21 protein-coding genes and 1 pseudogene are annotated in these 24400 nt (G+C 71.3%); 14 read left to right on the top strand and 8 right to left on the bottom strand.

Annotation, left to right across the window (positions count from 1 at the left end):
- Positions 1-11: 11 nt before the first annotated feature.
- Positions 12-665, bottom strand: coding sequence for a response regulator transcription factor (locus tag AB0I68_RS19960; protein WP_363178653.1), 654 nt, complete (start codon positions 663-665; stop codon positions 12-14).
- A gap of 195 nt (positions 666-860) precedes the next feature.
- Between AB0I68_RS19960 and AB0I68_RS19955 the strand changes: the two genes are divergently transcribed.
- The 5 genes from AB0I68_RS19955 (at position 861) to AB0I68_RS19935 (ending at position 5553) form a co-directional block, all read left to right on the top strand.
- The gene (locus AB0I68_RS19955) at positions 861-1019 is read left to right on the top strand and encodes a hypothetical protein (RefSeq protein WP_363178652.1); all 159 of its coding nucleotides are present in this window, start codon (positions 861-863) and stop codon (positions 1017-1019) included.
- Positions 1016-2176 carry a peptidoglycan-binding protein gene (locus AB0I68_RS19950; protein WP_363178651.1) on the top strand — a complete coding sequence of 387 codons (1161 nt, stop codon included), beginning with the start codon at positions 1016-1018 and terminating at the stop codon, positions 2174-2176. Before AB0I68_RS19955 ends, AB0I68_RS19950 begins: the two co-directional genes overlap by 4 nt.
- Positions 2173-2943, top strand: a complete 771-nt coding sequence (locus AB0I68_RS19945) for an ABC transporter ATP-binding protein (protein ID WP_363178650.1) — start codon at positions 2173-2175, stop codon at positions 2941-2943. Before AB0I68_RS19950 ends, AB0I68_RS19945 begins: the two co-directional genes overlap by 4 nt.
- Positions 2940-4145 (top strand): ABC transporter permease, encoded by a 1206-nt coding sequence (locus tag AB0I68_RS19940; RefSeq protein WP_363178649.1) that lies wholly within the window; start codon positions 2940-2942, stop codon positions 4143-4145. Before AB0I68_RS19945 ends, AB0I68_RS19940 begins: the two co-directional genes overlap by 4 nt.
- A gap of 334 nt (positions 4146-4479) precedes the next feature.
- Entirely contained in the window at positions 4480-5553 is a 1074-nt protein-coding gene (locus tag AB0I68_RS19935; protein ID WP_363178648.1) for a ParB N-terminal domain-containing protein, read from the top strand.
- A gap of 104 nt (positions 5554-5657) precedes the next feature.
- Here the strand turns inward: AB0I68_RS19935 and AB0I68_RS19930 are convergent, their stop codons facing one another.
- The gene (locus AB0I68_RS19930; RefSeq protein ID WP_363178665.1) at positions 5658-6716 is read right to left on the bottom strand and encodes an alpha-hydroxy acid oxidase; all 1059 of its coding nucleotides are present in this window, start codon (positions 6714-6716) and stop codon (positions 5658-5660) included.
- 82 nt (positions 6717-6798) lie between these two features.
- Complete coding sequence (gene hppD, locus AB0I68_RS19925) at positions 6799-7899, bottom strand: 4-hydroxyphenylpyruvate dioxygenase (RefSeq protein ID WP_363178647.1); 1101 nt, start codon at positions 7897-7899, stop codon at positions 6799-6801.
- 621 nt (positions 7900-8520) lie between these two features.
- Between hppD and AB0I68_RS19920 the strand changes: the two genes are divergently transcribed.
- The 7 genes from AB0I68_RS19920 (at position 8521) to AB0I68_RS19890 (ending at position 18697) form a co-directional block, all read left to right on the top strand.
- Complete coding sequence (locus tag AB0I68_RS19920; RefSeq protein WP_363178646.1) at positions 8521-11397, top strand: AAA family ATPase; 2877 nt, start codon at positions 8521-8523, stop codon at positions 11395-11397.
- A gap of 116 nt (positions 11398-11513) precedes the next feature.
- On the top strand, positions 11514-13778 hold the full coding sequence (locus AB0I68_RS19915; RefSeq protein ID WP_363178645.1) for an aminotransferase class I/II-fold pyridoxal phosphate-dependent enzyme: 2265 nt from the start codon (positions 11514-11516) through the stop codon (positions 13776-13778).
- A 103-nt stretch (positions 13779-13881) separates the two neighbouring features.
- Entirely contained in the window at positions 13882-14994 is a 1113-nt protein-coding gene (gene dpgA, locus AB0I68_RS19910; protein ID WP_363178664.1) for a 3,5-dihydroxyphenylacetyl-CoA synthase DpgA, read from the top strand.
- A gap of 11 nt (positions 14995-15005) precedes the next feature.
- Positions 15006-15671, top strand: coding sequence for an enoyl-CoA-hydratase DpgB (gene dpgB / locus AB0I68_RS19905; protein WP_363178644.1), 666 nt, complete (start codon positions 15006-15008; stop codon positions 15669-15671).
- Positions 15672-15724: 53 nt separating this feature from the next.
- Positions 15725-16981: a (3,5-dihydroxyphenyl)acetyl-CoA 1,2-dioxygenase DpgC gene (gene dpgC / locus AB0I68_RS19900; RefSeq protein WP_363178663.1), complete on the top strand. Its 1257-nt coding sequence runs from the start codon at positions 15725-15727 to the stop codon at positions 16979-16981.
- Complete coding sequence (gene dpgD, locus AB0I68_RS19895) at positions 16978-17787, top strand: enoyl-CoA-hydratase DpgD (protein ID WP_363178643.1); 810 nt, start codon at positions 16978-16980, stop codon at positions 17785-17787. Before dpgC ends, dpgD begins: the two co-directional genes overlap by 4 nt.
- 97 nt (positions 17788-17884) lie before the next feature.
- Positions 17885-18697 carry an alpha/beta hydrolase gene (locus AB0I68_RS19890; protein ID WP_363178642.1) on the top strand — a complete coding sequence of 271 codons (813 nt, stop codon included), beginning with the start codon at positions 17885-17887 and terminating at the stop codon, positions 18695-18697.
- Between the two features lie 24 nt (positions 18698-18721).
- Here the strand turns inward: AB0I68_RS19890 and AB0I68_RS19885 are convergent, their stop codons facing one another.
- Positions 18722-18943, bottom strand: a complete 222-nt coding sequence (locus tag AB0I68_RS19885; protein WP_363178641.1) for a hypothetical protein — start codon at positions 18941-18943, stop codon at positions 18722-18724.
- Here AB0I68_RS19885 and AB0I68_RS19880 point away from each other — a divergent pair.
- Positions 18938-19702, top strand: a complete 765-nt coding sequence (locus AB0I68_RS19880) for a PP2C family protein-serine/threonine phosphatase (protein WP_363178640.1) — start codon at positions 18938-18940, stop codon at positions 19700-19702. The genes AB0I68_RS19885 and AB0I68_RS19880 overlap by 6 nt on opposite strands.
- A 418-nt stretch (positions 19703-20120) precedes the next feature.
- On the opposite strand, the gene AB0I68_RS19875 is transcribed toward AB0I68_RS19880, so the two are convergent.
- The 4 genes and pseudogenes from AB0I68_RS19875 to AB0I68_RS19860 form a co-directional block, all read right to left on the bottom strand.
- On the bottom strand, positions 20121-20372 hold the full coding sequence (locus tag AB0I68_RS19875) for a hypothetical protein (RefSeq protein ID WP_363178639.1): 252 nt from the start codon (positions 20370-20372) through the stop codon (positions 20121-20123).
- The gene (locus tag AB0I68_RS19870; RefSeq protein ID WP_363178638.1) at positions 20350-21123 is read right to left on the bottom strand and encodes a hypothetical protein; all 774 of its coding nucleotides are present in this window, start codon (positions 21121-21123) and stop codon (positions 20350-20352) included. The genes AB0I68_RS19875 and AB0I68_RS19870 overlap by 23 nt, the downstream gene beginning before the upstream one ends.
- Before the next feature lie 289 nt (positions 21124-21412).
- Positions 21413-22628, bottom strand: a pseudogene (locus tag AB0I68_RS19865) (IS701 family transposase).
- Positions 22629-22898: 270 nt separating this feature from the next.
- The gene (locus tag AB0I68_RS19860) at positions 22899-23753 is read right to left on the bottom strand and encodes a patatin-like phospholipase family protein (RefSeq protein WP_363178637.1); all 855 of its coding nucleotides are present in this window, start codon (positions 23751-23753) and stop codon (positions 22899-22901) included.
- Between the two features lie 82 nt (positions 23754-23835).
- Between AB0I68_RS19860 and AB0I68_RS19855 the strand changes: the two genes are divergently transcribed.
- Positions 23836-24396, top strand: a complete 561-nt coding sequence (locus AB0I68_RS19855) for a TetR family transcriptional regulator (RefSeq protein ID WP_363178636.1) — start codon at positions 23836-23838, stop codon at positions 24394-24396.
- Positions 24397-24400: the final 4 nt, after the last annotated feature.

Genomic DNA, 24400 nt, shown 5'->3' with positions numbered 1-24400 from the left:
GGCACGGGCCCTCAGATCCGGTAGCCGCGCTTGGCGACGGTCTCGATGACCGGGGGGTTCCCGAGCTTGGCCCGCAGCCGGCTGATCGTGATCTTCACGGCGCTGGTGAAGGGGTCCGCGGCATCGTCCCAGACCCGCTCCAGGAGCTCCTCGGCCGGAACGGCGCGGCCCTTGGAGGCCAGCAGCACCTCCAGGACGCCGAACTCCTTCGGCGCGAGCTCTAGTTGGCGTTCCCCCCGGCGGGCATCGCGCCGGGCGGTGTCCACGACGAGGTCCCCGTGCCGCAGGACGGGCGGTACGGCGGGATGCGCCCGGCGTGCCAAGGCGCCGATCCGGGCGATCAGTACGGGGAAGTCGAACGGCTTGGGAAGGTAGTCGTCGGCGCCCAGGCTGAGTCCGTCGACGAGGTCCTCCGCGGTCGCCGCGGCGGTCAGCATCAGGACCCGGCTCCGGTTCCCGGCGGCGATCAGCTCCGAGCACACGGCGTCACCGTGCATGCCGGGCAGGTCCCGGTCGAGCACGATCACGTCGTAGTCGTTGCACATCGCGCGTTCGAGACCACCGGGCCCGTCCAGCGCCACGTCGACGGCCATCTGCGCGCGGCGCAGACCGACGGCCACCGTCTGGGCCATTTCCTCGTCGTCCTCCACCACGAGCACCCGCACTGGTCGCCCTCTCTCCGCCGGCACATCGGACACGCTCACCCAGGAGCGAGCTTCCAGGATGTTCTACCAGCGGTTTCCGCACGGTTTCGCCCGGAAGTACGCCTTCCGGCTCGGCCGGAGGCACGAAACGCCGCCGAAACCGCCGCCCCCGTAGAAAGGAGCCTGCCGGGAATCCAGCGAGTAATGGAGAGTCGAATGGCTGTCATCGCCAACAGTGCGGCCGATCGGAATGGGGCCGGGAAACGGCGGACGCGCCGGCGCAGCGCCAAGGTCGCCCTGCCGGCGGAAATCGGCCTCGGGCCGGCGGAATTCGGACGCGACGGTCTCGTCGAGCGCCCCGGGAGCGGTTCGTGACTGCCACACAGATCCCTTCGGAGAACGCGGACGCCGTCGATCCGCCGGCCGATCAGGAGGTGCGCCCCCGTCGGCCGCGCCGCCGCGTCAGGGCGGCCGCGATCGTGGTGGCCCTGGTGGCCGTGGGCGGCGCGGCGGGGATAGCCGTCACCGATCCGTTCGACGCCAGGACGAAGGACGACGCCGCCATCGCCAGTGCCGCTTCCGCGACCTCCCTGGCGAAGGTGACCCAGGGCACGCTCTCCGCGCGGACGCAGCAGAACGGGACACTCGGGTACGTGGGCGACCTTCCTGTGATCAACAACGCGAGCGGTACGGTCACGAAGCTGCCCGCCGTCGGCGAGGCGATCGCCCAGGGCAAGGCCCTGTACTGGGTGAACGGCAAGCCGGTGGTCCTGCTCAAGGGATCCGTTCCGCTGTACCGGGACCTGTCCCGCGGCATGGAGGGCGCGGACGTCGAGCAGCTGAACGCCGCCCTCGTCGCCCTCGGTTACGCCGACAAGGACGAACTCGATCCCACGTCGGACTACTTCAGCCGGGCGACCCGCCGGGCCCTCATGGAACTCCAGGACGCCGTCGGCCTCAAGGAGACCGGGCAGCTGACGACCGCGGAAGCGGTGTTCCTGCCGGTGGACGCGCTCAGGGTCACCAAGGTCGAGGGCATGGTCGGTGGCGCCGCGGGAAGCGGCGCGGTGCTGATGAAGGGCTCCTCGACCAAGCGCCAGGTCACCGTCGCGCTCAACGCGAGCCAGCAGGCTTCCGTGAAGGCCGGCGACAAGGCGCTGATCACCCTGCCGAACGGCAAGAGCACCGAAGGGGTGGTCTCGGCGGTCGGCAAGGTGGCGACCAAGACGGACCAGAGCATGACCGTCGAGGTCCTCATCGAACCGCTCGACGCGAAGGCGACCGGCGAACTCGACCAGGCGCCCGTACAGGTCGCGATCGTGTCCGAGACCGTGAACGACGTGCTGTCGGTGCCGGTGGACTCGCTGCTGGCGCGCGCCGGCGGCGGGTACGCGGTCGAGGTCGTCGACGAGGACGGCAAGCACACCCTCGTCCCGGTGACCACGGGACTGTTCGACGACAGCGCAGGCACCGTGCAGGTCACCGGCGAGGGTCTGCGCGCCGGTCAGAACGTGGTGGTGCCGGGCTCATGACCAGTGTGGAGACGGAAGCGTGCGTGGGCGGAACAGGAACACGGGAGACGGGCGAGCCGGTCCTCCAGTTGCACGAGGTGTCCAAGGTGTATCCCGGGGCGTCGCCGGTGGTGGCGCTGGACAAGGCGAGCTTCACCATCCACCGCGGCGAACTGGTGGCCATCGTCGGCCCGTCGGGCTCGGGGAAGTCGACACTGCTGCAGGTCATGGGCAGCCTCGACCGCCCCACCTCGGGAACGGTCCGGATCGTCGGTGACGACGTCGCCGCGATGTCGGACCGCGACCTGGCGGGACTCCGGGCAAGCCGGATCGGGTTCGTGTTCCAGCAGTTCTTCCTGGCCCAGCACGCCACCGCCCTGGAGAACGTCGCCGACGGAATGCTGTACTCGGGCGCCCGGCACGGCGAGCGGCTGAAGGCGGCGGCCGCGGCGCTGCGCAGGGTCGGGCTCGCCCACCGGGCCGATCACCGCCCGCCGGAGCTGTCCGGAGGCGAACGCCAGCGGGTCGCGATCGCCCGGGCGCTGGCCGGCAACCCGGCGATCGTGCTGGCCGACGAGCCGACCGGCAACCTCGACAGCGTCAACGGGGCCGCCATCTTCAAGCTGTTGAAAGAGCTCAACGCCGAAGGCACCACCATCGTGGTGATCACCCACGACCGTGAACTGGCCGCGCAGATGCCGCGCCGCATCGAGGTCCTCGACGGTCACATCGTCACCGACGTCGGCTCGGACGACGAGGCCACGACCAGGGAAAGGCACCTGCCATGACCACCACGACGGCTGCCCCTCCCGGCCGGATGCGTCCGGGCGATCTGGCCCGAACCGCCAGCGTGGGGCTGCGGACGAGGCGGATGCGGGCCGCCCTGTCGGCCCTGGGCATCGCCATCGGCGTCGCCGCCATGGTGGCGGTGATGGGGCTCTCGGCCTCCTCGCAGGCCGGGCTGCTGGCCGAGATCGACAAGCTGGGCACCAACCTGCTCACCGTCACCCCGGGCCGGGTCCTCGGTGGCGGGACCGCCAAACTGCCCGTCGACGCACCGGCGATGATAGGCCGGGTCAAGTACGTCGAAACGGTCCAGAGCACCGGCAAGACCGATGCCAACGCGTTCCGCAACCCCTACATCCCGGGCATCAACACCAACGGCATCTCCGTGAACGCCACGAGCCTGGACCTGCCCGAGGCGGTGCGCACGTCCGTGGCCAAGGGCAAGTACCTCAACGCGGCCACGGCCGAGCAGCCGGCCGCCGTACTCGGTTCGGCGGCCGCCGGCCGCCTCGGCATAGACACCATCCATCCGGGAACGCGGATCTGGGTCGGCGGGCAGTGGTTCTACGTCACGGGGATCCTCAACCCCGCGACCCTGGCGCCCGAGATCAACTCCTCGGTGCTGGTCGGCTTCCCGGCCGCGCAGAAGTACCTGAACTTCGACGGCCACCCGTCCATGGTCTACGTACGGGCCGACACCGACCACGTCGCCGCGGTCCAGTCCCTGCTGGCCGCGACGGCCAACCCGGCGAGCGCCGATCAGGTCAGCGTCAGCCAGCCCTCGGCCGCTCTGGAGGCCAGGGCGGCGACGCAGTCCGCGCTCAACGGCCTCTTCCTGGGCCTCGGGGCGGTGGCCCTGCTCGTGGGCGGCATCGGCGTGGCCAACACCATGGTCATCTCCGTCCTCGAACGCCGCTCCGAGATCGGCCTGCGACGGGCCCTCGGAGCGACCAAGGGGAACATCCGACTGCAGTTCCTGTGCGAGGCGATCCTGCTCGCCGCACTCGGTGGCGTGGTCGGAGTGGCGTTGGGCACCGTCGCCACCGCCGTCTACGCCAACGTCAAGGGCTGGGCGACCGTGGTTCCGGTACTCGCCTGGGGAGGCGGACTCGGCGCGGCCATCGCGATCGGCGCGGTCGCCGGACTGCTCCCCGCGCTGCGCGCGGCCCGGATGCAACCCACCGAAGCCCTGCGCACCGCATAGGGACCCGCCGGGGAAGGGCCGGCCGGGCCCCCACCCGGGGGCCCGGCCGGCCCTTCCCCCGTGTTATTCCGACTCCGCGCCGGAATTCACGGACCCTTCACATCGGAGCGGTCATACCCCTAGGGGTAGGGGTGGGCGGGGTCGCTCGGGCAGGGGTTACAACGTTCAACGGGTAAATGTTAATTTCTCCCCCGACATTCGAATGCGCGCTCCGGCAGAGATGTTCTGGGTCATTCGTCATGGGGGAAGCATGAGAGCAGCACGGGTAACGAACCGGATTCTCGCGGCGTCCACTGACTCCCACGCGTTATCTGCGAGTCGGTGAGGAGCTGGAGTGGCATCCGTGGAACAGGAGATTAATCAGCAGCCCGTGGTGGAGGTCGAGATCGGTTCGCTCAGGCTGGTCGGCTCGCCGCGGCTCTCCGGCGAGCGACCCGAGCACGTGCACGTACTGGCCGCGGCCCAGAACCCGCTGCCGCCCATCGTCGTGCACCGGCCCACCATGCGGGTCATCGACGGATTCCATCGCCTCAAGGCTGCCAGGCTACGGGGTGAGGACAAGATCGCCGTCAGGTTCTTCGACGGCGAGGAGGCCGAGGCGTTCGTGCTCGCGGTCCAGCTCAACGTGACGCACGGTCTGCCGTTGGCCCTGGCGGACCGCAAACGCGCGGCCGAACGCATCACCACCTCGCATCCACAGTGGTCCGACCGCAAAGTGGCCTCGGTCACCGGGATCTCCCCGGGGACCGTGGGCGACATCCGCAGAAGGACCGTCCGGGAAGTGGAGTCCGACGTCCGGCGGATCGGCAGAGACGGCCGGCTCCGCCCCGTCGACGGCAGCGTCGGCCGCGTGCTGGCCGGCGAGCTCCTGCTCCAGAACCCGGAACTGTCGCTGCGCCAGGTGGCCCGAGCGGCGGGCATCTCGCCGGAGACGGCACGTGACGTGCGCAATCGCCTGCGCAACGGCGAGGAACTGCTGCCGAAACCACGCAGGAGGAAGCAGCCCGGCGCGGGGGGCGCCACCGGGGCGGGAGGCACCACCGCGAGGAAGAGCGCCGGGGGCACGCCGGGCACGGCGAGCGCCGACGACGATGTCGCGGGGCGCGCGGAGTTCGGCGGGCTGGTCCTCGCCCAGCGGCCCGGCCGGGCCCGAGGCGTGTCCGTACGCGACCGGGCCGCGCTCGTCAGCCGGCTGAAGGCGGATCCGGCGCTGCGCTTCACCGACACCGGACGCAACCTGCTGCGCCTGCTGGCCCTGCACAGCCTCCGCAGGGAGGAGTGGGACGCGATCATCAGCAACGTGCCGCCCCACTGCGGGGACATCGTCGCCGATCTCGCCCGGCAGTTCGCCGACCTGTGGTCGGAGTTCGCCGTGCGGGTGAAGGAGGACATGGCACAGATCAGCTGAAACGTCCGAGCCGTCCGAGCCGTCCAAGTGTGAAAAGCGGACGGTTGGACGGCGTGGCGAAGGGGCCTCCCGCCGACACGGCGGGAGGCCCCTTCGTCGTCGGTTCAGCGGACGGTACGCAGCCCCGCCGCCGCGGCGACGCCGTCGCAGCCCGAAAGCCCCAGCGCGTCGCGGAGTTCCTCCGCCAGCAGTTCGAGCACCCGTGCCACGCCGGCCTCCCCGGCGGTGGCCAGCCCCCACATCAGCGGACGGCCGACCATGACGCCGGACGCGCCGAGGGCGAGGGCCCGGAGCACGTCGGTGCCGCTGCGCACGCCGCTGTCCAGCAGGACCTCGCTGTTCCCGCCGACCGCCCGCACCACCTCGTGGAGCGCGTCGATGCTGGGCACCGCCCCGTCGAGCTGGCGGCCACCGTGGTTGGAGACCACGACGGCGTCGACCCCGCAGTCCGCCGCCCGGGCCGCGTCCTCGGGCGCCAGGACGCCCTTCAGTACCAGCGGGAGCTCCGTCCGCTCCCGCAGCTCCGCCACGGACGACCAGGTCAGTGCCGGGGAGAGGGACTGGGCGGTGTGGGCGGCCACGGCCGAGGCACCCGCCGTCGACCGGTGCGCCGTGCCCGCGGTCGTGATGTTCGCCGCACGCACGTGCGCGGGGAGCGCGAAGCGGTTGCGTACGTCCCGGAGCCTGCGCCCCATCCACGGGACGTCGACCGTGAGCACGAGCGCCTCGCAGCCCGCCTCCTCGGCCCGGCGGACCAGGTCGAGCCGCTGCGCGGTGTCCCGCAGCCAGTACAGCTGGAACCAGACGCTCCCACCGACCGCCGTGATCTCCTCGATCGGGACGCTGCTCAGCGTGCCCGCGGTGAACGGCACCCCGGCGGCCTTCGCCGCCCGGGCGGCGGCGAGTTCGCCGTCCGGATGCACCAGCCGGTGGTAGGCGATCGGTGCCACGGCCACCGGGAGGGTGGCCGGGCGGCCGAGCAGCGTGGTGTCGGTCGAGACCCGCGAGACGTCCCTGAGGACCCGGGGGACGAGGAACACGCGGTCCAGGGCGCTGCGGTTGGCGTCGAGCGTGGTCTCGTCCCCGCTGCCGCCGGCGATGAAGTCCCGTACGGCGGGCGGCAGGACGGAGGCGGCGGCGCGCTCGAAGTCGGCCAGGCGCAGCGCGGCCCCGGCTGCGGCCGCCGCCGGGGCGGAGGCACCCGCGGCCTCCGACTCGACGGCCGCCGTCCCGAGCGCCGGGTGGTCAGCGCCCGAAGCCACGCTGGCCCGTCCGCTCCAGCTCCACCGCCTCGTACAGCGCCTTGATGTTCGAGCTTCCGAACGTCTCGGCGCCCTGCCGCTCGATCACTTCGAAGAACAGCGTGTGCCGCGGGTGGACCGAGGCCGTGAAGATCTGGAACAGCTGCCCGCCGTGGTCCTCGTCCGCGAGCACGTTCGTCGACCGGAGGTCCTCCAGCCGCTCCCGGCCCAGCGCGATCCGCTCGCCCAGCAGGTCGTAGTACGCGGACGGGGTGGTGAGGAAGGTGACGCCGCGGCGGCCCAGCGCGCGTACCGAGCGGACCGCGTCCCGGGAGGAGAAGGCCAGGTGCTGCACTCCGGAGCCCTGGTGGCCCTTGAGGAACTCGTCGATCTGGCCCGGATCGGCCTTGGGATCGGGCTGGATGAGGGTCAGGGTCACACTGCCCGACCGGCTTTGCACGACCTCCGACTCCATCGCCTGCCTGCCGACGACGATGTGCTCCTCGAAGATCGACTCGAACTCCAGGACGTCGCGGTAGTACGCGACCGTGGGTTCCAGGTCGCCCATGGTGAGGCAGACGGCGATGTGGTCGATGTCGAGCAGCCCCACGACGTCCGACTGCTCGTCGTCCGGGCGCGGAGCCGCCGTGAAACCGGCGGGCAGCCCCGGCCCCTCGTCCGGAGCGCGCTGCACGAGGGTGTGGACGACGTCCCCGAAGCCCTCGATGACGGCCGTGACCTCGGGGCCCGCTCCGCCGTGCCGGACCGGCTGCCGCCGGACGCGTGCGCCGTTGCCCAGCGCGGCGCCGAACGCGGCCGCCACGTCGGCGGTGCGCAGGGCGATGTCGGCGACGCCGTCGCCGTGGGTGGCGACGTATTCCGAGGCGGGATGGTGGTCCGAGGTCGCCTCGGTGAGCACCAGCGTGGTGCGGCCGTGGCGCAGGGCGAGGCTGCGGTGGTCCGCGGAGCCGCCGGTGCCGACCACCGTGAACGCGTACAGGTCGACCCAGTCGCGCGCCGCCGAGTCGAGGTTTCCGACGTAGAGCTCGACGTAGTCGATGGAAAGATCCGCGAGGGGATCCGCCGTATTCCTTGAATCCGTCATGAGGGTCCTCCGGGCGGGAAATGAAAGGAGTTCCCGAACCATAGGAGCCCGATTGCGGATCCGGCTATCGAGGGCGGCGGAATCGAGCTGGACAGTGCGCGGTAAAGAATCCTGGGAAAGGCGGGGTGTGCGGAAGCCTGCGATCTCCGGACTCTTTCGGCCGCGGGGTATCCGGTACGCGGGCCATGGCCGTCGCCGGGCGCGAAGCCGATGGGCACGCCGGCATGGCCGGGATCGTGCGCGCCGGGTGCCGACCGCGGACCGTGGACGACGCCGTTCCGCTCCGGCCGCGACCCGCCGCCCCGTCCGGACGGCACGGCGGGGCCCGGGTGGTTCCTGTGGTCCGGACCAGAATGGGAATCGTCAATTCTATTTGACGCGTGGTCTCCGAATGCGGTGCGGTGGCCGAGAATGGACCACGATTTGCCCCGGCGACTCGTTACGCTGTTCCGTGGAGCGCCTTGGTTCAAGCCATGAACCGTGCGACCACCCCCCCCAGTGTCTCGGTCCATGCAGGTCGGAAGCGTTCTTCGGTTCTCTTCCGGCCTGTTGGGCGGTTTTGCAAAGTACGGAGTTGAACTTTTTCGCGCCCTGGCGCGCACAGTACCTACGGGGGGATCTGTGAGGGTCAATGAAAGAGACGAAGAACACCATCTGCTCGACCGGCTGTACGCGGACTGTGTCCGGGGCAAGGGTTCGCTCGTCCTGGTGCACGGGCCCGTCGGCAGCGGCAAGACGGCTCTGCTCCAGAGGCTCGCCCAACGGACCGCGGACCGCGGAGGCCTGTTCCTTTCGGTGACCGCCTCGGCCGACGAACGGCTCCACATGTTCGGCCTCGTCGACCAGTTGGCGACCGCGATGCGGGTGAGCGGCGTGGTCGCCGACCCGTTCGCCGCCGAGGAGCGCGGGGCCGGCGTCCCCGCGGGCGACATCGGGCGGAACCCGCTCGTCCCGCTCGGGCTGCTGCAACGGATCAGCCGCACCGTGTGCGAGCTCGCCGAGCGGCAGCCCCTCGTCCTCGGCGTGGACGACGTGCACTTGGCCGACCGGCACTCGCTGCAGTGCCTGCGCCACCTGGTGGGCCGGATCGACTCGTCCGCCGTGATGATCGTGATGAGCGAGAGCTCCTGCCACCGGTCGGAGCCGGCGCCCCTGGACGCCGAAACCCTGAACCTTCCCCACTGCCACGGGATCCGGCTGACACCGCTCGGTCCGACCGGCGTCGCCGAGCAGCTCGCCGAACGCCTCGGGGGCCCGTTCCCGTCCCGGCGGACCGTCGAAGCGTGGGCGGCGGTCAGCGGTGGAAGCCCCTTGCTGCTGCACGCCCTGATCGAGGACCGCCTGATGGAGGACGGCCCGGAGCACTCCGGCGGGCTCAGCGGCTCCGGCGGGCTCGGCGGGCCCGGCGAGCCGGCGCCGGGCGAGTCCTTCCGGAACGCGGTCCTGCGCTGCCTCCACCGGTGCGAACCGTCGATGCTCGAGGCCGCGCGCGCCGTCGCCGTCTTCGGGGAGTCGGCCTCGCTGCCGCTGCTCGGCGAGTTCCTCGGAGGCGACACCGCATCCGTGCGACGCAGCCTCGCCGATCTGAACGCCGCCGGCCTGCTGTTGGGCATGCGGTTCCGGCACGAACGGGCGCAGCGGGCGGTGCTGTCCGATGTGGTGGCCGCGGACCTCGTCGCGATGCGCCGCCGCGTCGCCGCACTGCTCCACGAGCGCGGTGCCCCCGCATCGGAGGTGGCCGACCAGCTCATGGCCACCCACGACTCGGTGCGGGCCGTCTGGAGGGTCGACATCCTCCGCGAGGCGGCCCGGGACGCCAAACACTGCGGCGACCTCGGCCGGGCGGTGGCCTATCTGCGCCACGCGTCCGGGATCTGCGTGGACGAGGCGCAGGAAGCGCAGGTCACCGCGGCACTGGCCGAAACCCGGTGGCTCATGGACCCGGGCATGGCGCCCCGTCACCTCCACCGGCTGGGTCAGCTGATCGGCGCCGGCCTGTTGACCGGGGAAAAGGCCGTCATCCCGGTCAAACAGCTGCTCTGGCGCGGTGACTTCACCGAGGCCGACAGCCTGCTGCGGATCGCCGAGGCCGGTGACGCGGGCCGGGCCGCCGACCCGCTGACCGCAACCGCGACGTCCGCCGCCGCCACCGCGCGCAGGTGGCTGTCGTTCTGCCACCCGGGGCGGGCACGGATCGCCTTCCCGGTCCACGCCGGCGGGGTGTCCGAGGACCGGACCGCGGACCGGGGGACGACGACCGGGCCCGGAGCGCCGGACGCCTGTGCCAGGGGTGGTCCGGAGGGCCGTCCGGCCGCCTCCTCGAACGGCTTCGGCGGCCCGCCGTCCTCGCTCGCCCTCCTGCGCCTCGCGGTGAGCCTGGCCGCCGACGAGGACGGCGACGAGCACCGCGGGGTCGACCGGGTGCTGCGCGGGACCCTCGCCGGCAGCCTGCTGTCCGCGCACTTCCTCTCGCTGGTGTCCCTGATCCACTCCCACCGGCCGGACGAGGCGCTGACCCGGTCCGAGCGGCTGCTCGAAGAGCCGGGGATCCAACACGTCCCCGTACGGCGCGCCGTGTTGGAGACGATCCGGGCGGTGGCGGCGCTGCGCCGGGGCGACGCCGCGACGGCCGGGCGGTCCGCGGACACCGCGCTGGAGCTCGTCACCCCCTTGTCCTGGGGGATCGTCGTCGGCCTCCCCGTGGCCCTGGCCGTGGAAGCCGCGACCGAACTGGGCGACTTCGACGGGGTCGTGCCGTACCTCGACCTGCCGGTCCCGCCGGTCATGTTCGACACTCCCTTCGCGTTGCCCTACCTCAGGGCCCTCGGTCGCTACCACCTGGCGATGGCCCGCCCGGACACGGCGCTGACGAACTTCCGGTCGTGCGGCGACCTGATGGTGCAGTGGGGGCTGGACGGAACGGAACTCGCGGACTGGCGCAACGACGCCGCCGCGGCGCTGCTCGCGATGGGCGACGTCGGTGGGGCGAGAGTACTGATCGAGGAGCAGTTCGACCGCCTCGGCGACGGCCCGTCCCAGGCCCGGGGGACGGCGCTGCGCCGCCTCGCGGCCGCCGGCCCGGTGCGCGACCGTCCGCCGCTGCTCCACGAGGCCGTACGCATCCTGGAGGCGTGTGGCGATCAGCCGGAACTGAGGCGGGCCAGGGCGGACCTGGCGGCCGCGTCGGCGGCGCTCGAAAGGTCGGGGACGCCGGTCCGGGAGCCGTACCGGACCGTGAACATCGAGTCGACCGCCGTCGGGGGGAGCGGGTCGGGCCCCGAGCTGACCGAACTCACCGACGCCGAACGCAGGGTGGGCGCGCTCGCCGTGTCGGGCTGCACGAATCGCGAGATCGCCGGCCGGTTGTTCATCACGGTCAGCACCGTCGAACAGCACCTGACCAAGATCTATCGCAAGTTGAAGGTCAGGAGCCGTTCCGACCTTCCGGTAACGCTCATGGAATTCGCCGACGCTCCATGTTTCCCGCAAGGGTGGTGAAAAGAAAAGACACCGTCCAAGTGAGTGGCCCGAGCGGTTGGACGACATTGTTCGAGCCGCCGCATTCGTGTGATCCTGACGGCGGGAAAGCGAGCCCGGTATTCGACTGAAGCCGCATGGGGGAATCCATGGTCGCACGGAGTCTTGACGACAATGCGCGCCTGGCGCGGGAAGAGCTGGACTCCGCACCATCGGAATTCCTCCCGGCTCGGGAGCGCGAGAGCGCCGGGAACCGGGAGGTCTTCGGGCGGACGGGGCTGCGGCAGGGCGGATCCGGGCAGCCGGGCCCGCCCGACACCGCGACGAAGATCCTCGGCCGCACGTGGCCGCAGCCCTTCGCCGTCGGCCTGCCGGCCGGACCGGTCCGGCCGGAGGACGAGCTCGACGTGGTCCGGGCCGCCGGCCGGACCGGACTGCCCGTGCTGGTGGGCGCGTTCACAGGTCTCGCGGCACTCGCCGCGGCGACCGACGGCCCCCTGTGGCTGCGTCTCCCCGCCGGCGGGGACCGTGACACCATGCGCGACCTGGCACGGAGCGCGGAGGCGGCCGGCTTCGAGGCCCTGGTGCTCACGCCGGGCCCCGGCCGGCCGGCCGGGGACGGCGCCGGCGCGGCGGACCTCGCGTGGCTCCGCTCGGTCGCCTCCCTTCCACTGCTGGTGGCGGGGGTGCGTACGGCCGCGGACGCGGTGCTCGCGCTCGAAAGGGGCGCCGACGGGCTCGTGGCCGAGGAGTTGGCCACACTGCCCTCGATCGCGGCGGCCGTCGCCGGCCGGGTCCCGGTCCTGCTGTACGGCGGCGTCCGGCGCGGCGCCGACATCCTGGTCTCGCTCGCCACCGGCGCCGACGCGGTGCTCCTCGACCGGCCGGTCCTCGAAGGCCTGGTCGTCGGCGGACGCGAAGGCGTCGCGGAAGTGCTGGAAGCCCTGGCCGCGGAACTGGCGGGGGCGCTCGCCTTCACCGGAACCGGATCGGCCGCCGACGCAGGCCCGGAACTGCTGCGCACCGCCCCCGGACCGGTGCCCACGGCCGCCGCCGTCCCCGGAGCGGTTGCCAAGGCAGCTGCCGCGCGCGGCGGCGCGGGCGACGCCGACCTGAGCAAGGCCGACCTGCACACCAGCGTGTCCGACCCGGTCCTGGACACGATGAACTTCCTCAACGAGGTCACCCACCGCTACCCGGACGCCATATCGTTCGCGCCCGGCCGCCCCTACGACGGGTTCTTCGACACCGAGGAGATCTTCACCCACATCCGCCGGTACCTCGACCACCTGGCCGAGCAGGGCAGTTCGGCCCGCCAGATCCGTACCGCGATGTACCAGTACGGCCCCACGGCAGGCCAGATCCGCGAGATCATCGCCGACTCCCTGCGCGCCGACGAGAACATCGACGTGCCCGCCGCGTCGATCGTGGTGACCGTCGGCGCACAGGAGGCGATGCTGCTGGTGCTGCGCGCGCTGCTGTCCGGCCCCGACGACGTCCTCCTGGTCGCCAGCCCCTGCTACGTGGGCATCACCGGCGCGGCGCGGCTCCTGGACCTCACCGTGACCGCGGTGGAGGAACGGGAGGAAGGATTCTCCTGCGCCGACCTCGAAGCGGCGATCCTTCGGGAGCGCGCCCTCGGGCGACGCCCCCGTGCCTTCTACGTGATCCCCGACCACTCCAACCCGTCCGGCACCACGATGAGCACGGACACCCGTACCGAGCTGCTCGACATCGCCGAGAGGCACGGCATCCTCCTCCTGGAGGACAGCCCGTACCGGATGGTCAGCCCCGGGACACCGCTGCCGACCCTCAAGTCCCTCGACCGCGCCCGCAGCGTCGTCCACCTCGGCTCCTTCGCCAAGACCGTCTTCCCCGGCGCCCGGGTCGGCTTCGCCGTCGCGGACCAGCGCGTGGTGGACGACTCCGGCCGCACCAGCCTGCTCGCCGACGAACTCGCCAAGATCAAGAGCATGGTCACGGTGAACACCTCGTCGCTGAGCCAGGCCGCCGTGGCCGGCACCCTGCTCGCCGCCGGAGGCCGTGTCTCGGAGCTGAACTCCGAGGCCGCCGCCCACTACGGCGAGGCGATGCGGGCCACGCTCGCCAGCCTCGACGCGCACCTGCCCGCCGCGCGACGGGAAGCCCTGGGCGTGCGCTGGAACGAGCCCACCGGCGGCTTCTTCCTCACCCTGAACGTCCCGTTCCGCGCGGACAACGAGGCACTGACCCGGTCCGCGCAGGAATACGGCGTCATCTGGACACCGATGGCGTACTTCCATCCGCAGGGCGGTGGCCACCACGGCATCCGGCTGTCCACCAGCTACCTGACGACCGCGGAGATCGAAGAGGGAACCGCACGACTCGTCCGGTTCATCACGGACCAGAGCGCGCGGTCCTGAGCCAATCCCGAGCACACAGAAGGGCGAAGCACGTGACCAGCAGTACGACCAGCCAGAATACGCGCAGCAAGCCGCGCATGTGGGGGTGGACCTTCCGGTGACCATCAGCATCGAACGCCCCGTGGGCCTGGGCCTGGACCCGCGGACTCCGTTACAGCCCCGGATCATCGGCGTGGGCACGGCCGCATCGGGCACGACCTACACCCAGCAGGAAGTCCTCGACGCCTTCGGGATCACCGATCCCAAGGTCACTTCCGTCTTCGCGAACAGCGCGATCGACACCCGCCACCTCACCCTGCCGGAGCCGGACGCGGAAGGGATCCGCGCCCCGGAGGGGCAGGGCGACCTCCTCGACAAGCACAAGGCGGTCGCCGTCGAGATGGGCGCCGACGCGCTGCGCGCCTGCCTGAAGCGGGCCGGCGCCGAACTGTCCGACCTGCGCCACCTGTGCGTGGTGACGACCACGGGCTTCCTCGCCCCCGGCCTCAGCGCGCACCTCATCCGCGAACTGGGCATCGACCGCCACTGCAGCCGCAGCGACATCGTCGGCATGGGCTGCAACGCGGGCCTCAACGCCCTGGGCGTCGTGTCCGGCTGGGCCACCGCGCATCCCGGCGAACTCGCCGCGGTCGTCTGCACGGAGGCCTGTTCCGCCGCCTACGTCATGGACGACACGATGCGCACCGCCGTCGTCAACAGCCTGTTCGGCGACGGCGCCGGGGCTGTCGCGCTCGTCGCGGGCAGCCGTCCGGACGAGACGGCGCCGGTGCCGCAGGGCCCCACCGTGCTCAAGTTCGCCAGCTGCATCATCCCCGAGGCGATCGACGCCATGCGCTACGACTGGGACCGGGACCAGGACCGGTTCAGCTTCTTCCTCGACCCGCAGATCCCCTACGTCGTCGGCGCACACGCCGAGATCGTCGTCGACCGGCTGCTCCAAGGCACCGGGCTGCGCCGGAGCGACATCGACCACTGGCTGGTCCACTCCGGTGGCAAGAAGGTCATCGACGCCGTGATCGTCAACCTCGGGCTGACCCGGCACGACCTGCGGCACACGGTCGGGGTCCTGCGCGACTACGGCAACGTGTCGAGCGGATCGTTCCTCTTCTCGTACGAACGGCTCCTCGACGAACAGGTCGCGAAGCCCGGCGAATTCGGTGTGCTCATGACCATGGGGCCGGGTTCCACTCTTGAGACGGCACTGGTCCAGTGGTGAAAGCGGGAGAGATGCTGAGCGAGACACTGACGCTGACGATCGACGGGACCGAGCCGCTGACGCCCGCGTCGGTCAGGGAGATCGACGCCCTCTGCGACCGCGCCGAGGACGAATCCGGCATCGCCCTCGTGACCGTACGGGTCACCGGCGCCCCCGGGGAGGGCTGGGCCGACGGCCTGACCACGGCACTGGTCACCAAGTGGGAGCGCGTGCTGCGCCGTCTGGAGAGGCTGCCCGCGGCCACGATCGCGGCGGCCTCCGGAGACTGCGGCGGCACCGCCCTCGACGTCTTCCTGACCGCCGACATCCGCTTCGCCGCACCGGACACCCGACTGCGGGTGCCCCTGCACGCGGACGCGGCCTGGCCCGGGATGACCGCCTACCGGCTCGTCCAGCAGGCAGGCGCCGCGAGGGTCCGCCGCGCGGTCCTCCTCGGACTGCCCATCGAGGCGTCCGAGGCCCTGGCCCTCGGACTCGTCGACGACCTGGCCGAGGACCCGTCGGACGCGGTCACGGCCACCGCGAAGCAGCTCGCCGGGCTGTCCGGCAAAGAGCTCGCCATCCGGCGCCAGCTCCTGTTCGACGCGACGTCGACCAGCTTCGAGGACGCCCTCGGGCCCCGCCTGGCGGCCTGCGACCGCGCCCTGCGCCAGGGCCGCGAGGAGGCCGCCGCGTGACGACCGGCCTGCCGGCCGAGGAGGGCGCCGGATCCGGCGCCCTCTGGCCTGCCCTGACCGAAGCCGCCGAACACGCCGAGAAGGTCACGGCGTCGCTGCCGCTCCCCGGCGCGCGCTCACCGCGGCAGCGGGCCGAGGCCGACGCCGCGAAGAACGCGGCCCGCGCCCTGCGCGCACGGTTCCTCGACGCCCACGCCGACGCCGTGTACGACCGGCTCACCGACGGGCGCACCACGCCCCTGCGGCTCCCCGAACTCGTCGCGGCCGCCGCGGCGGCCTTCCCCGGCCTCGTGCCCTCCGCCGAGCAGCTCGCGTCGGAGCGGAGCCGGCCCCAGGCCGACAAGGAGGGCCACGAGATCGACCAGGGCATCCTCGTCCGGGCCGTCCTGCGCTCCCCGCTGGCCGGCCCGCACCTGCTGGACGCGATGCTCCGGCCGACGCCCCGTGCCCTGCGCCTGCTGCCGGAATTCCGCCGCACCGGCGTGGTCCTGACCGACTCCGTACGGCTCGAACGCCGCGACGGCGCGGCCCATCTGACGATGTGCCGGGACGACTGCCTGAACGCCGAGGACGATCGGCAGGTCGACGACATGGAGACCGTCGTCGATCTGGCCCTGCTCGACCCGGAGGTCCGCGTGGGCGTGCTGCGCGGCGGCGAGATGACGCACCCCCGCTACCGGGGCCGGCGCGTGTTCAGCGCGGGCATCAACCTCAAGAGCATGCACGCCGGTGACATCTCGCTGGTCGATTTCCTGCTCCGCCGCGAGATCGGCTACATCCACAAGCTCGTCCGCGGAGTCCTCACCGAGCACGACGGGTCCTGGCACACGCCCACCGTCGAGAAGCCCTGGATCGCGGCCGTGGACTCGTTCGCCATCGGCGGCGGCGCACAGCTCCTGATGGTGTTCGACCACGTGATCGCCGCGTCCGACGCCTTCCTCAGCCTGCCGGCCGCCAAGGAGGGCATCGTCCCCGGAGCCGCCAACTTCCGGCTCGGCCGGCACAGCGGCCCGCGGATCTCCCGCCAGGTCGTGCTGCACGGCCGTCGGCTCATGGCGAGCGAACCGGACGCCCGGACCCTGATCGACGAGGTCACCGAACCGGAGGGCGTCGACGCGGCCGTCGAACGGGCGGTGGAGCGGCTGCGGGCCCCGGCGGTCAACGCCAACCGGCGCATGCTCAACCTCGCCGAGGAACCGCCCGACGAGTTCCGGCGCTACATGGCGGAGTTCGCCCTCCAGCAGGCGCTGCGCCTGTACGGCGAGGACGTCATCGACAAGGCCGGCCGGTTCGGCGGTGGCCGCCCATGACGGACGACGCCGCGATCCCCCGGGTGCGGTACGAGAAGAAGGACCACGTCGCGTACGTCACCCTCGACCGCCCCCACGTCCTCAACGCCATGGACACCCGGATGCACGCGGAACTCGCGGACGTCTGGGACGACGTCGAGGCCGACGACGAGGTGCGGGCTGCGGTGCTCACCGGCGCCGGGGAACGCGCCTTCACCGTCGGGCAGGACCTGAAGGAACGGGCCCGGCTCGACACGGAGGGCACCGCGCCGACGAGCTTCGGCAGCCGCGGCCAGCCCGGCTGGCCCCGGCTCACCGACCGCTTCACCCTCTCGAAGCCGGTGGTGGCGCGGGTCAACGGCTTCGCCCTCGGCGGCGGCTTCGAACTGGCCCTGGCCTGCGACATCGTCGTCGCCTCCGAGGACGCGGTGTTCGCGCTCCCCGAGGTACGGCTCGGGCTGGTCCCCGGAGCCGGCGGAGTGTTCCGGCTGTTCCGGCAGCTGCCGCAGAAGGTCGCCATGGGCCTGCTGCTCACCGGCCGCCGACTCGATGCCGCGACCGCCCTGCGGTACGGGCTGGTCAACGAGGTCGTCCCGGCCGACCGGCTCGACGCCTGTGTCGCGGAGTGGACCGGGGACCTCGTCCGCGCCGCCCCGCTGTCGGTCCGCGCCATCCGCGAGGCGGCGCTGAAGTCCTTCGACATGCCGCTGGAGGAGGCGTTCACCGCCCGGTACCCCTGGGAGGAACGCCGCAGACACAGCGGCGACGCGGTCGAGGGCCCGCGGGCGTTCGCCGAGAAGCGCGATCCCGTCTGGTCGGGCCGCTGAACCACCCACTCCGGGTTCGTCGGCGAGTATCCCCACGGCTCACCGGCGGACCCGGGCTTTTCCCACCGACAGACCACATGCGAGGAGGGGCGGGCCGATGCCGGTCGTCCGGATCGACGGGATCAACCTCAGTTACGACGAACACGGATCCGGCGAACCGGTCGTCATGGTCACCGGCACCGGTGCCCCCGGCCGGGTCTGGCGTTCGCACCAGGTTCCCGCCCTGAAACGCGCCGGCTACCGCGCGATCACCGTGGACAACCGGGGGATCGCGCCGTCCGACCCCTGTCCGGACGGATTCTCCCTCGCCGACATGGTGGCCGACGTCGTCCGCCTCATCGAACACCTCGGTACGACGCCCTGCCGCGTCGTCGGCTTCTCCCTCGGTGCGATCGTCGTCCAGGAACTGCTGGTGGCCCGGCCCGAACTGGTCCGCCAGGCCGTCCTCATGGCCACCACCGGCCGCACCGACACCCTGCTCAGAGCCATGACGGCCGCCGACATCGAACTCGTCGACAGCGGAATGCGGCTCCCGCCCCGCTACGCCGCCTACGTGCAGGCGCTGCAGAACCTCTCGCCCGAGACGCTCGGCGACGAGGAACGGCTCCAGGACTGGCTCGGTGTGTTCGAGCTGTCCGGAGTCGACACCTCCGCGGTGCGCGGACAGCTGGGCCTGGAGATGATTCCCGACCGGCTCCGGGAATACCGGAACATCCGCGTTCCCTGCCTCGTCATCGGATTCGGGGACGACCTCATCGTCCGCGCCGCTCTGGCGCGCGAGGTGGCCGCGGCCATTCCCACCGCCACGTACACCGAGATCCCCGGATGCGGCCACTACGGATATCTGGAGAAGCCCGACGCGGTGAATTCCGCGATCGTCGACTTCTTCGCCGCCGATCCGAAACCGTGACCCTCTTTCTCCGGTGAAACCCCGCTACTCGGTTCGCCCGCCGTCCTCCTCCGGCTCGCCCGCACGATCGGGGAGCCTGGGGCGGCGATCACCGGCGGTGGCCGTGGCCACCATGTCGGCCAGCAGCGTGCAGGCTCGCGCGATCTCGCTCTGGGTCTGGTCGCGCTGGGCGACGGCGGCCGAGACCAGCAGTGCGGTCAGCGCGGAGGAACCGTTGAACGCCTGGAGGGTGACACGGCCGTGCACACCCTGGCCGGCCTCGACTACGCCCCGGACGAGGTCCTCGCCCACCTGGACGACCTGGTCGTGCGCCTGGCAGCCGAGCAGGATCCCGCCGACGGAAGCTCGCGGGGCCGGCAGATCGTCGGCGCGACCTGCCTCTACGCGGTCTACGATCCCACCTCCCGGCGCTGCACCCTGGCCCGGGCAGGCCACTCGCCCCCCGCCGTCGTGACCTCGGACGGAGAGGTGAGCCTGCCCGACCTTCCCGAGGGGCCGGCGCTCGGGATCGGCGGACTTCCGTTCGAGTCCGCCGAAATGGAACTCGACGAGGGCAGTCTGCTGGCGCTGTACACGAACGGTCTCGTCGAGGCTCGTGGCCTCGACGTCGACGAGGGACTCGAACGGCTGCGGGAAGCCCTGTCCCGGCCCGGCCGCTCGCTGGAGGAGACCTGTACGGACGTGCGGGCCCCGCTGCTGCCGGAGCACCCACCGGACGACGTCGCACTGCTCCTCGCCCGCACCCGCGTGTTGGCGCCGGAGCGGATCGCGTCCTGGGAGCTGCCCGCGGAGCCGGCCGCCGCGGCCCGGGCACGGCACCTGGCGGAGAACACACTGACGGGGTGGGGCTTGGAGGAACTGGCCTTCACCGCCGAACTGGTCGTCAGCGAACTGGTCACGTCCTCGGTGGTCGCGCAGGCGACGATGCCGGCGGGCTGGATCCCGTCGTACCTGTGGTTGTACGGCAAGGCCAGCGACGGGTATACGGGGCCGTGCGGCCGGTAGAGGGTGGCCCCGGGGGACAGGGCGTCGGCCAACCGCTTCCAGTCCCGAGCGTCAACTGCCCCAGCCGCCTCGGCTGCCGCAGCCTCGCCTCCCGCTGCCTGCAGCCCCAGCGCCCCGCCCACGCCGCCCAGCACACCTGCCCGCAGCACGTTCCGCCTGTCGATCACAGTGACCTACCCTCATGCAGCGGTCGCAGACTTCTCCCGCGATCCCTTCGCCCAGTGCATTGATCGTCGACCGGTGCCCGCCCCGTCGGCTGCCCTCCTCGCCCGGCCTGCCACACGAAAGGACGAGGGGCGCACCGCCAAACGACTCAGACGCACCCGGGGCCGTGGCCCGGGAGGCCTTCACCGCCGCTACGAACGTGCCGTCAGCGCCTTCGCCAGGGGTGCTGGGCGACAGCGCTGACGGCCTCGGTTCACTGCCGGTGCGGGCCGCCCGGGTGGGTCGGCTGCAGGGCGTTGGCGAACACGTACTCGCCGACGTTGGTACCGATCTGCCTGCCGTCCTCGGCGTCCCAGCGGTAGTGCACGCCCAGCCAGAGCCGGCTGAACTCGCCCTCTTCGGCGACCTGGCTGAAGCTGTTCATCCGGCGGGACCGCACGAGCGTGTGCGGGTCCTCGGAGTATGCGGTGAACGAGGCGCGGTCACGGCCGAAGAAGTGCTGCATCGCAGTCGCCCACGCACCAGTGAAGTTGGTCGTAGGTGTCGAGCTCGAACTTCTTGGCGACGGTCCCGGTCAGCTGGAGCAGCTGCCCCGGGGGGTGGTAGGTGCCGTTCAGGTCGTGGTCCCAGAACCAGCCGATGACGGTCTGGTCGCGGGTGCGCTCGGTGGAGTCGACGGCACCCACCCGTCGCACCTCGTCGACCTGACGCGCGTACTCCGAGCAGTTCACCATCTCGTCGTAGGTGGTGAACCCTCGCAGGGTGGGAGGGCGGAACTGCGAGCCGGAGCGGATCACGAACGGCTTGACCTTGCCCCAGTTCGGGGTCACCGCGTCGCCCGGCTGCTGGCAGGCCCCCTCGTCGACCGTCGCCTCTTCGCCCGTCGGCCGCCAGGCCCCGGGTGTGGTGGTGTCGCCGTCGTAGAGATCCGGGTTGTCCGAACCGTCGTTCGCCCGGGCCTTGTTGATCTGCCTCACCACGCGGTCGACCACCAGGCGGTCGAGGGGTTCGGGGACGTGGGGGTCACGGCCGGTCCGGGCCTCGTACCGGGCGTCGATGAAGGCCTGGTCGCCCGGGTACAGCTCGGAGAGTATCCGGTACGCCGTGCGGTCGATCAGCCGCTCCTCCTCGTGCGGCCCCGGCTCCGACGAGTGGTCGGCGTACTTGATCGGCCGGTTGAGGTACGGCTCGTACTTCAGGGTTCCGTACGTGTTCTGATAGGCGCTCTCGGCGTTGTAGATCGCCGCGAAGACCATCGCCCCGGATCTGGAGACGAAGTGGAAGTGATGAACGGCGCGGCAGTGACGGCGGCATCGACATCAAGGTCACCGCGGAAGGGCGCGTGCGGATCTACCACTGAAGTATTAGTACTCCAGCCGTACTTCTCCATTACTGCTGGTCAACGGCTTGAGTGTGGGGAGTGTAGCGGGGTGGTGAGGGGTGCGGGGCGGTCTTGGCGGACCGTCCCGCGAACGTGTGCCCACGCCGCATGTAGTGACATTCCCGGGCGCGTGCTTGGTGGGCGGCGTCGCCATCTCGACCAGTTCACCGCGTGTGCGCGTGGTGAAGGACGGCGGCGGGGTTCAACTGCCAGCAGACGACGGATTTCCGCCGGGGTGAGGTCCACGAGGTCGGGTGTGTCGGCCTCACCACCCCCTTTTCGCGCTCCTGGACGGCCATTGCTGCGAGGAAGATGTGGGTGAGCATGGCGAGCGTGATGTGCCGGTACCAGCCGATGTGACGCCGGACCTCGTAGTGGTCCAGGCCGCACTCGTTCTTCGCGCTCTGGAAGCACTCCTCGATTTTCCAGCGGCAGCCGGCAACACGGACCAGGTCGGCGACGGTGGCTTCCAGTGGGGCGCAGGCAAGGTAGTAGGCGATCTCGTCGGGCTTGGCGATGCTGCGGCGGGCCAGTCCACCGTTGCCGGGTGGGTTCGTCGCCGTCGAACTCCCAGACTGAGGGCAGACGGGCGGCGGCCCAGTGGTAGAGGCGTTCGCCTTTCGCGCCGGGGCCGGCGGACAGACGCTGCCATGCTTCGGGCGGGGCCTGGGCGATGAGGTGGTCGATGCGCGGGCCGTGGACCTGCTGGGACTTGGGCACCGCGACGACGTAGGAGAGCTGGGTGTCTTCGAGAAAGCGTCGGAAGCGGGAGTCCTGGCCGTAGGCGGAGTCCGCGGTGACCCAGGAGAAAGTCAGCGCGGAGGCCTGGGCGCGCAGGATCATGGCGCGGGCGAGGTCGTTCTTGGTGGTGAAGTCGCGCTCGTCCGGGATCCGGGCAGCGCGGCAGCGTTCCCGGTCGTTTGTCCAGGACGCGGGCAGGTAGAGCTCGCGGTCGACGAGGGCGTGGCCGCGGGTGGTGGCGTAGGCGGCGAAGACACCGATCTGGCAGTTCTCGGTCCGGCCCGCGGTCCCAGAATATTGCCGTTGCACCCCCGCTGAGGTGGTGCCCTTCTTGACGAAGCCCGTGTCATCAATGATCAACACGCCGTTCGGGGCGCCGAGTTGTTCAGCGGCATAGGTCTGCAGGTCATCGCGGAGGCGGTCGGCGTCCCACTGGCACCTTGCCAGGAGATACTGCAGTCCGTCCGGGGTCGCGTGACCAGCGTATTCGGCCAGCTGCCAGCCATTCTTGCGGCCTACCGGCCCCAGCAGTCCGCGCACGTAGTCCCGCATCCTGCGCCGGGGCTCCACCCGGCCGAAGCGGGCCCCCGCCTTCAGAAACAAGTTCTCGAGTTCATGGCCCCAGGCACTCGTGGGCACGTCATTGATCACACCCGTGAACTGCTCCGCTCGCCGTCACTGCATGCGGCGTGGGCACACGTTCGCGGGACGGTCCGCCAAGACCGCCCCGCACCCCTCACCACCCCGCTACACTCCCCACACTCAAGCCGTTGACCAGCAGTAATGGAGAAGTACGGCTGGAGTACTAATACTCCAGCGGTAGATCGTGATCTTGACGACCGCACGGCCTGCCGGCGGTTGGTGGCTGGTCGCGAATCAGCTGTCAGTAGGGCCGGGGCCGGGCGGCGCTCAATCCGTGTCGGATCCGGTCTCCCACGCGAGGCGGAGCTGCTCTGCGGCCTCGGTGGCTTGGCGAAGACCCGCCTGGTAGGCCGGTTCCCAGGCCGTGCGGTCGCTCAGGTCTGAGCCGAATGCGCGTATTGATGCCGGATCGGGCTCGATGGTCACCACTGTGTCCGCCCCGGCGAACGCCAGCTCCTGCTGGAGCAACTCGCGGGGGAACAGGTGCGCTTGTGGGTCGATCACGACGAGCATGCGGGCTCCGGCTGCGAGTCCGGCGTTGGTCGCCGACCGCAGGGAGCCGTCCATGTATCGGCGGCCGTTGATGGTGATCGGTGGGTAGATGCCCGGGAAGGCCGTGCTTGCCGCCACGGCGGAGGGCAGCGGTGCGCCACTGGCACGGTCGAAGACCTCCTGCTCGCCGGTCTCAGCGTCCAGCACAGTGATGAGCAGCTTCCGGTCCGGCCACTGGTCCGCGCCGGCCAGGGCGCGCATCCGGGCGATATGTGCCTGCTCGGGGCCGGTCTCGGCGGCGAGCGCGATCTGGCCCACTCGGCGCCGTGCCTCGGCTGGGTTCGAGGCGGCATTGCCGAGCACGGCGAACGCCTCGCCCAGTCGGCGCCCGTCCACCTGGGGCGGGGTGCCGTCGGAGTCGGCGGGGCGCACAGGGGTGGCGAGCCGGCTGGGGTCCTGACCTGTGGCCAGCACTGCGCCGATGATCGCGCCGGTCGAGGTGCCGACGATCAGATCGGCCTCGCTGAGATCCACCCCGCCGCGGCGCAGTCCGCAGGCCAGTCCGGCCATCCAGGCCGCACCAACGGGGCCTCCGGCGCCCAGTGCGAGTGCCCGGTCGAGTGTGTACATGACTGCCTCCTCCCATTATTGAAACAGTCGTACCATATACTGACGTGCGCTCAGATCCGCAGTACCGAGAGGATGATCCACCGTGGGGCGACCCGCAGATCCCGCCCGACGGGAGGCCACGCTGGCGCGGGCGACCGACTACGTACTGGCACACGGCCTGGCCGGGTTGAGCCTGCGGCCGCTGGCCGCAGCTCTCGATACCAGCCCGCGGATGCTGCTCTACGACTTCGGCAGCAAGCAGGAGCTGGTATCTGCCGTCCTTGCCGAGGCCCGCCGCCGCGGAGTGACACGGCTGGCCGAGAACCTTCCGGCGCGGACAGCCTCTCCGGAGGAACACCTGCGCGGCATCTGGGCCTGGATCAGCGCACCGGAGCGCGCCCCGTACGTCCGGCTGATCTTCGAGGTGCACGCCGACGGTCTCGCTCACCCCGAGAACCACCCCAACCAGGCCGAGGCGATCACGGACTGGTTCAACACCCTCGGCGCCACGTTCCGCGACATCGCCACCGGCGCTGACGACACCGTTACTCCCACGCTGGTCATGGCCGTCATCCGGGGTCTCCTGTTCGATCTCACGACCACCGGAGACCGTCGCCGCACCGACCGCGCTTTGGACCGCTTCTGCGAATTCCTCCGGCATTGAATGA

Source organism: Streptomyces sp. NPDC050448 (assembly GCF_040655295.1).
In the GTDB taxonomy this organism is placed as follows: domain Bacteria; phylum Actinomycetota; class Actinomycetes; order Streptomycetales; family Streptomycetaceae; genus Streptomyces.
The sequence above is the reverse complement of the archived record's forward strand: the minus strand, read 5'-3'. Positions and strand labels throughout refer to the sequence as shown.

What these genes read in the sequence shown, in the direction of transcription:
- AB0I68_RS19955 (WP_363178652.1), top strand. Translation starts at nt 861, where the DNA reads ATGGCTGTCATCGCCAACAGTGCGGCCGATCGGAATGGGGCCGGGAAA.
- AB0I68_RS19945 (WP_363178650.1), top strand. Translation starts at nt 2,173, where the DNA reads ATGACCAGTGTGGAGACGGAAGCGTGCGTGGGCGGAACAGGAACACGG.
- AB0I68_RS19940 (WP_363178649.1), top strand. Translation starts at nt 2,940, where the DNA reads ATGACCACCACGACGGCTGCCCCTCCCGGCCGGATGCGTCCGGGCGAT.
- hppD (WP_363178647.1), bottom strand. Translation starts at nt 7,899, where the DNA reads ATGACGGATTCAAGGAATACGGCGGATCCCCTCGCGGATCTTTCCATC.
- AB0I68_RS19915 (WP_363178645.1), top strand. Translation starts at nt 11,514, where the DNA reads ATGGGGGAATCCATGGTCGCACGGAGTCTTGACGACAATGCGCGCCTG.
- dpgB (WP_363178644.1), top strand. Translation starts at nt 15,006, where the DNA reads ATGCTGAGCGAGACACTGACGCTGACGATCGACGGGACCGAGCCGCTG.
- dpgD (WP_363178643.1), top strand. Translation starts at nt 16,978, where the DNA reads ATGACGGACGACGCCGCGATCCCCCGGGTGCGGTACGAGAAGAAGGAC.
- AB0I68_RS19890 (WP_363178642.1), top strand. Translation starts at nt 17,885, where the DNA reads ATGCCGGTCGTCCGGATCGACGGGATCAACCTCAGTTACGACGAACAC.
- AB0I68_RS19875 (WP_363178639.1), bottom strand. Translation starts at nt 20,372, where the DNA reads ATGCAGCACTTCTTCGGCCGTGACCGCGCCTCGTTCACCGCATACTCC.
- AB0I68_RS19870 (WP_363178638.1), bottom strand. Translation starts at nt 21,123, where the DNA reads ATGGTCTTCGCGGCGATCTACAACGCCGAGAGCGCCTATCAGAACACG.
- AB0I68_RS19860 (WP_363178637.1), bottom strand. Translation starts at nt 23,753, where the DNA reads ATGTACACACTCGACCGGGCACTCGCACTGGGCGCCGGAGGCCCCGTT.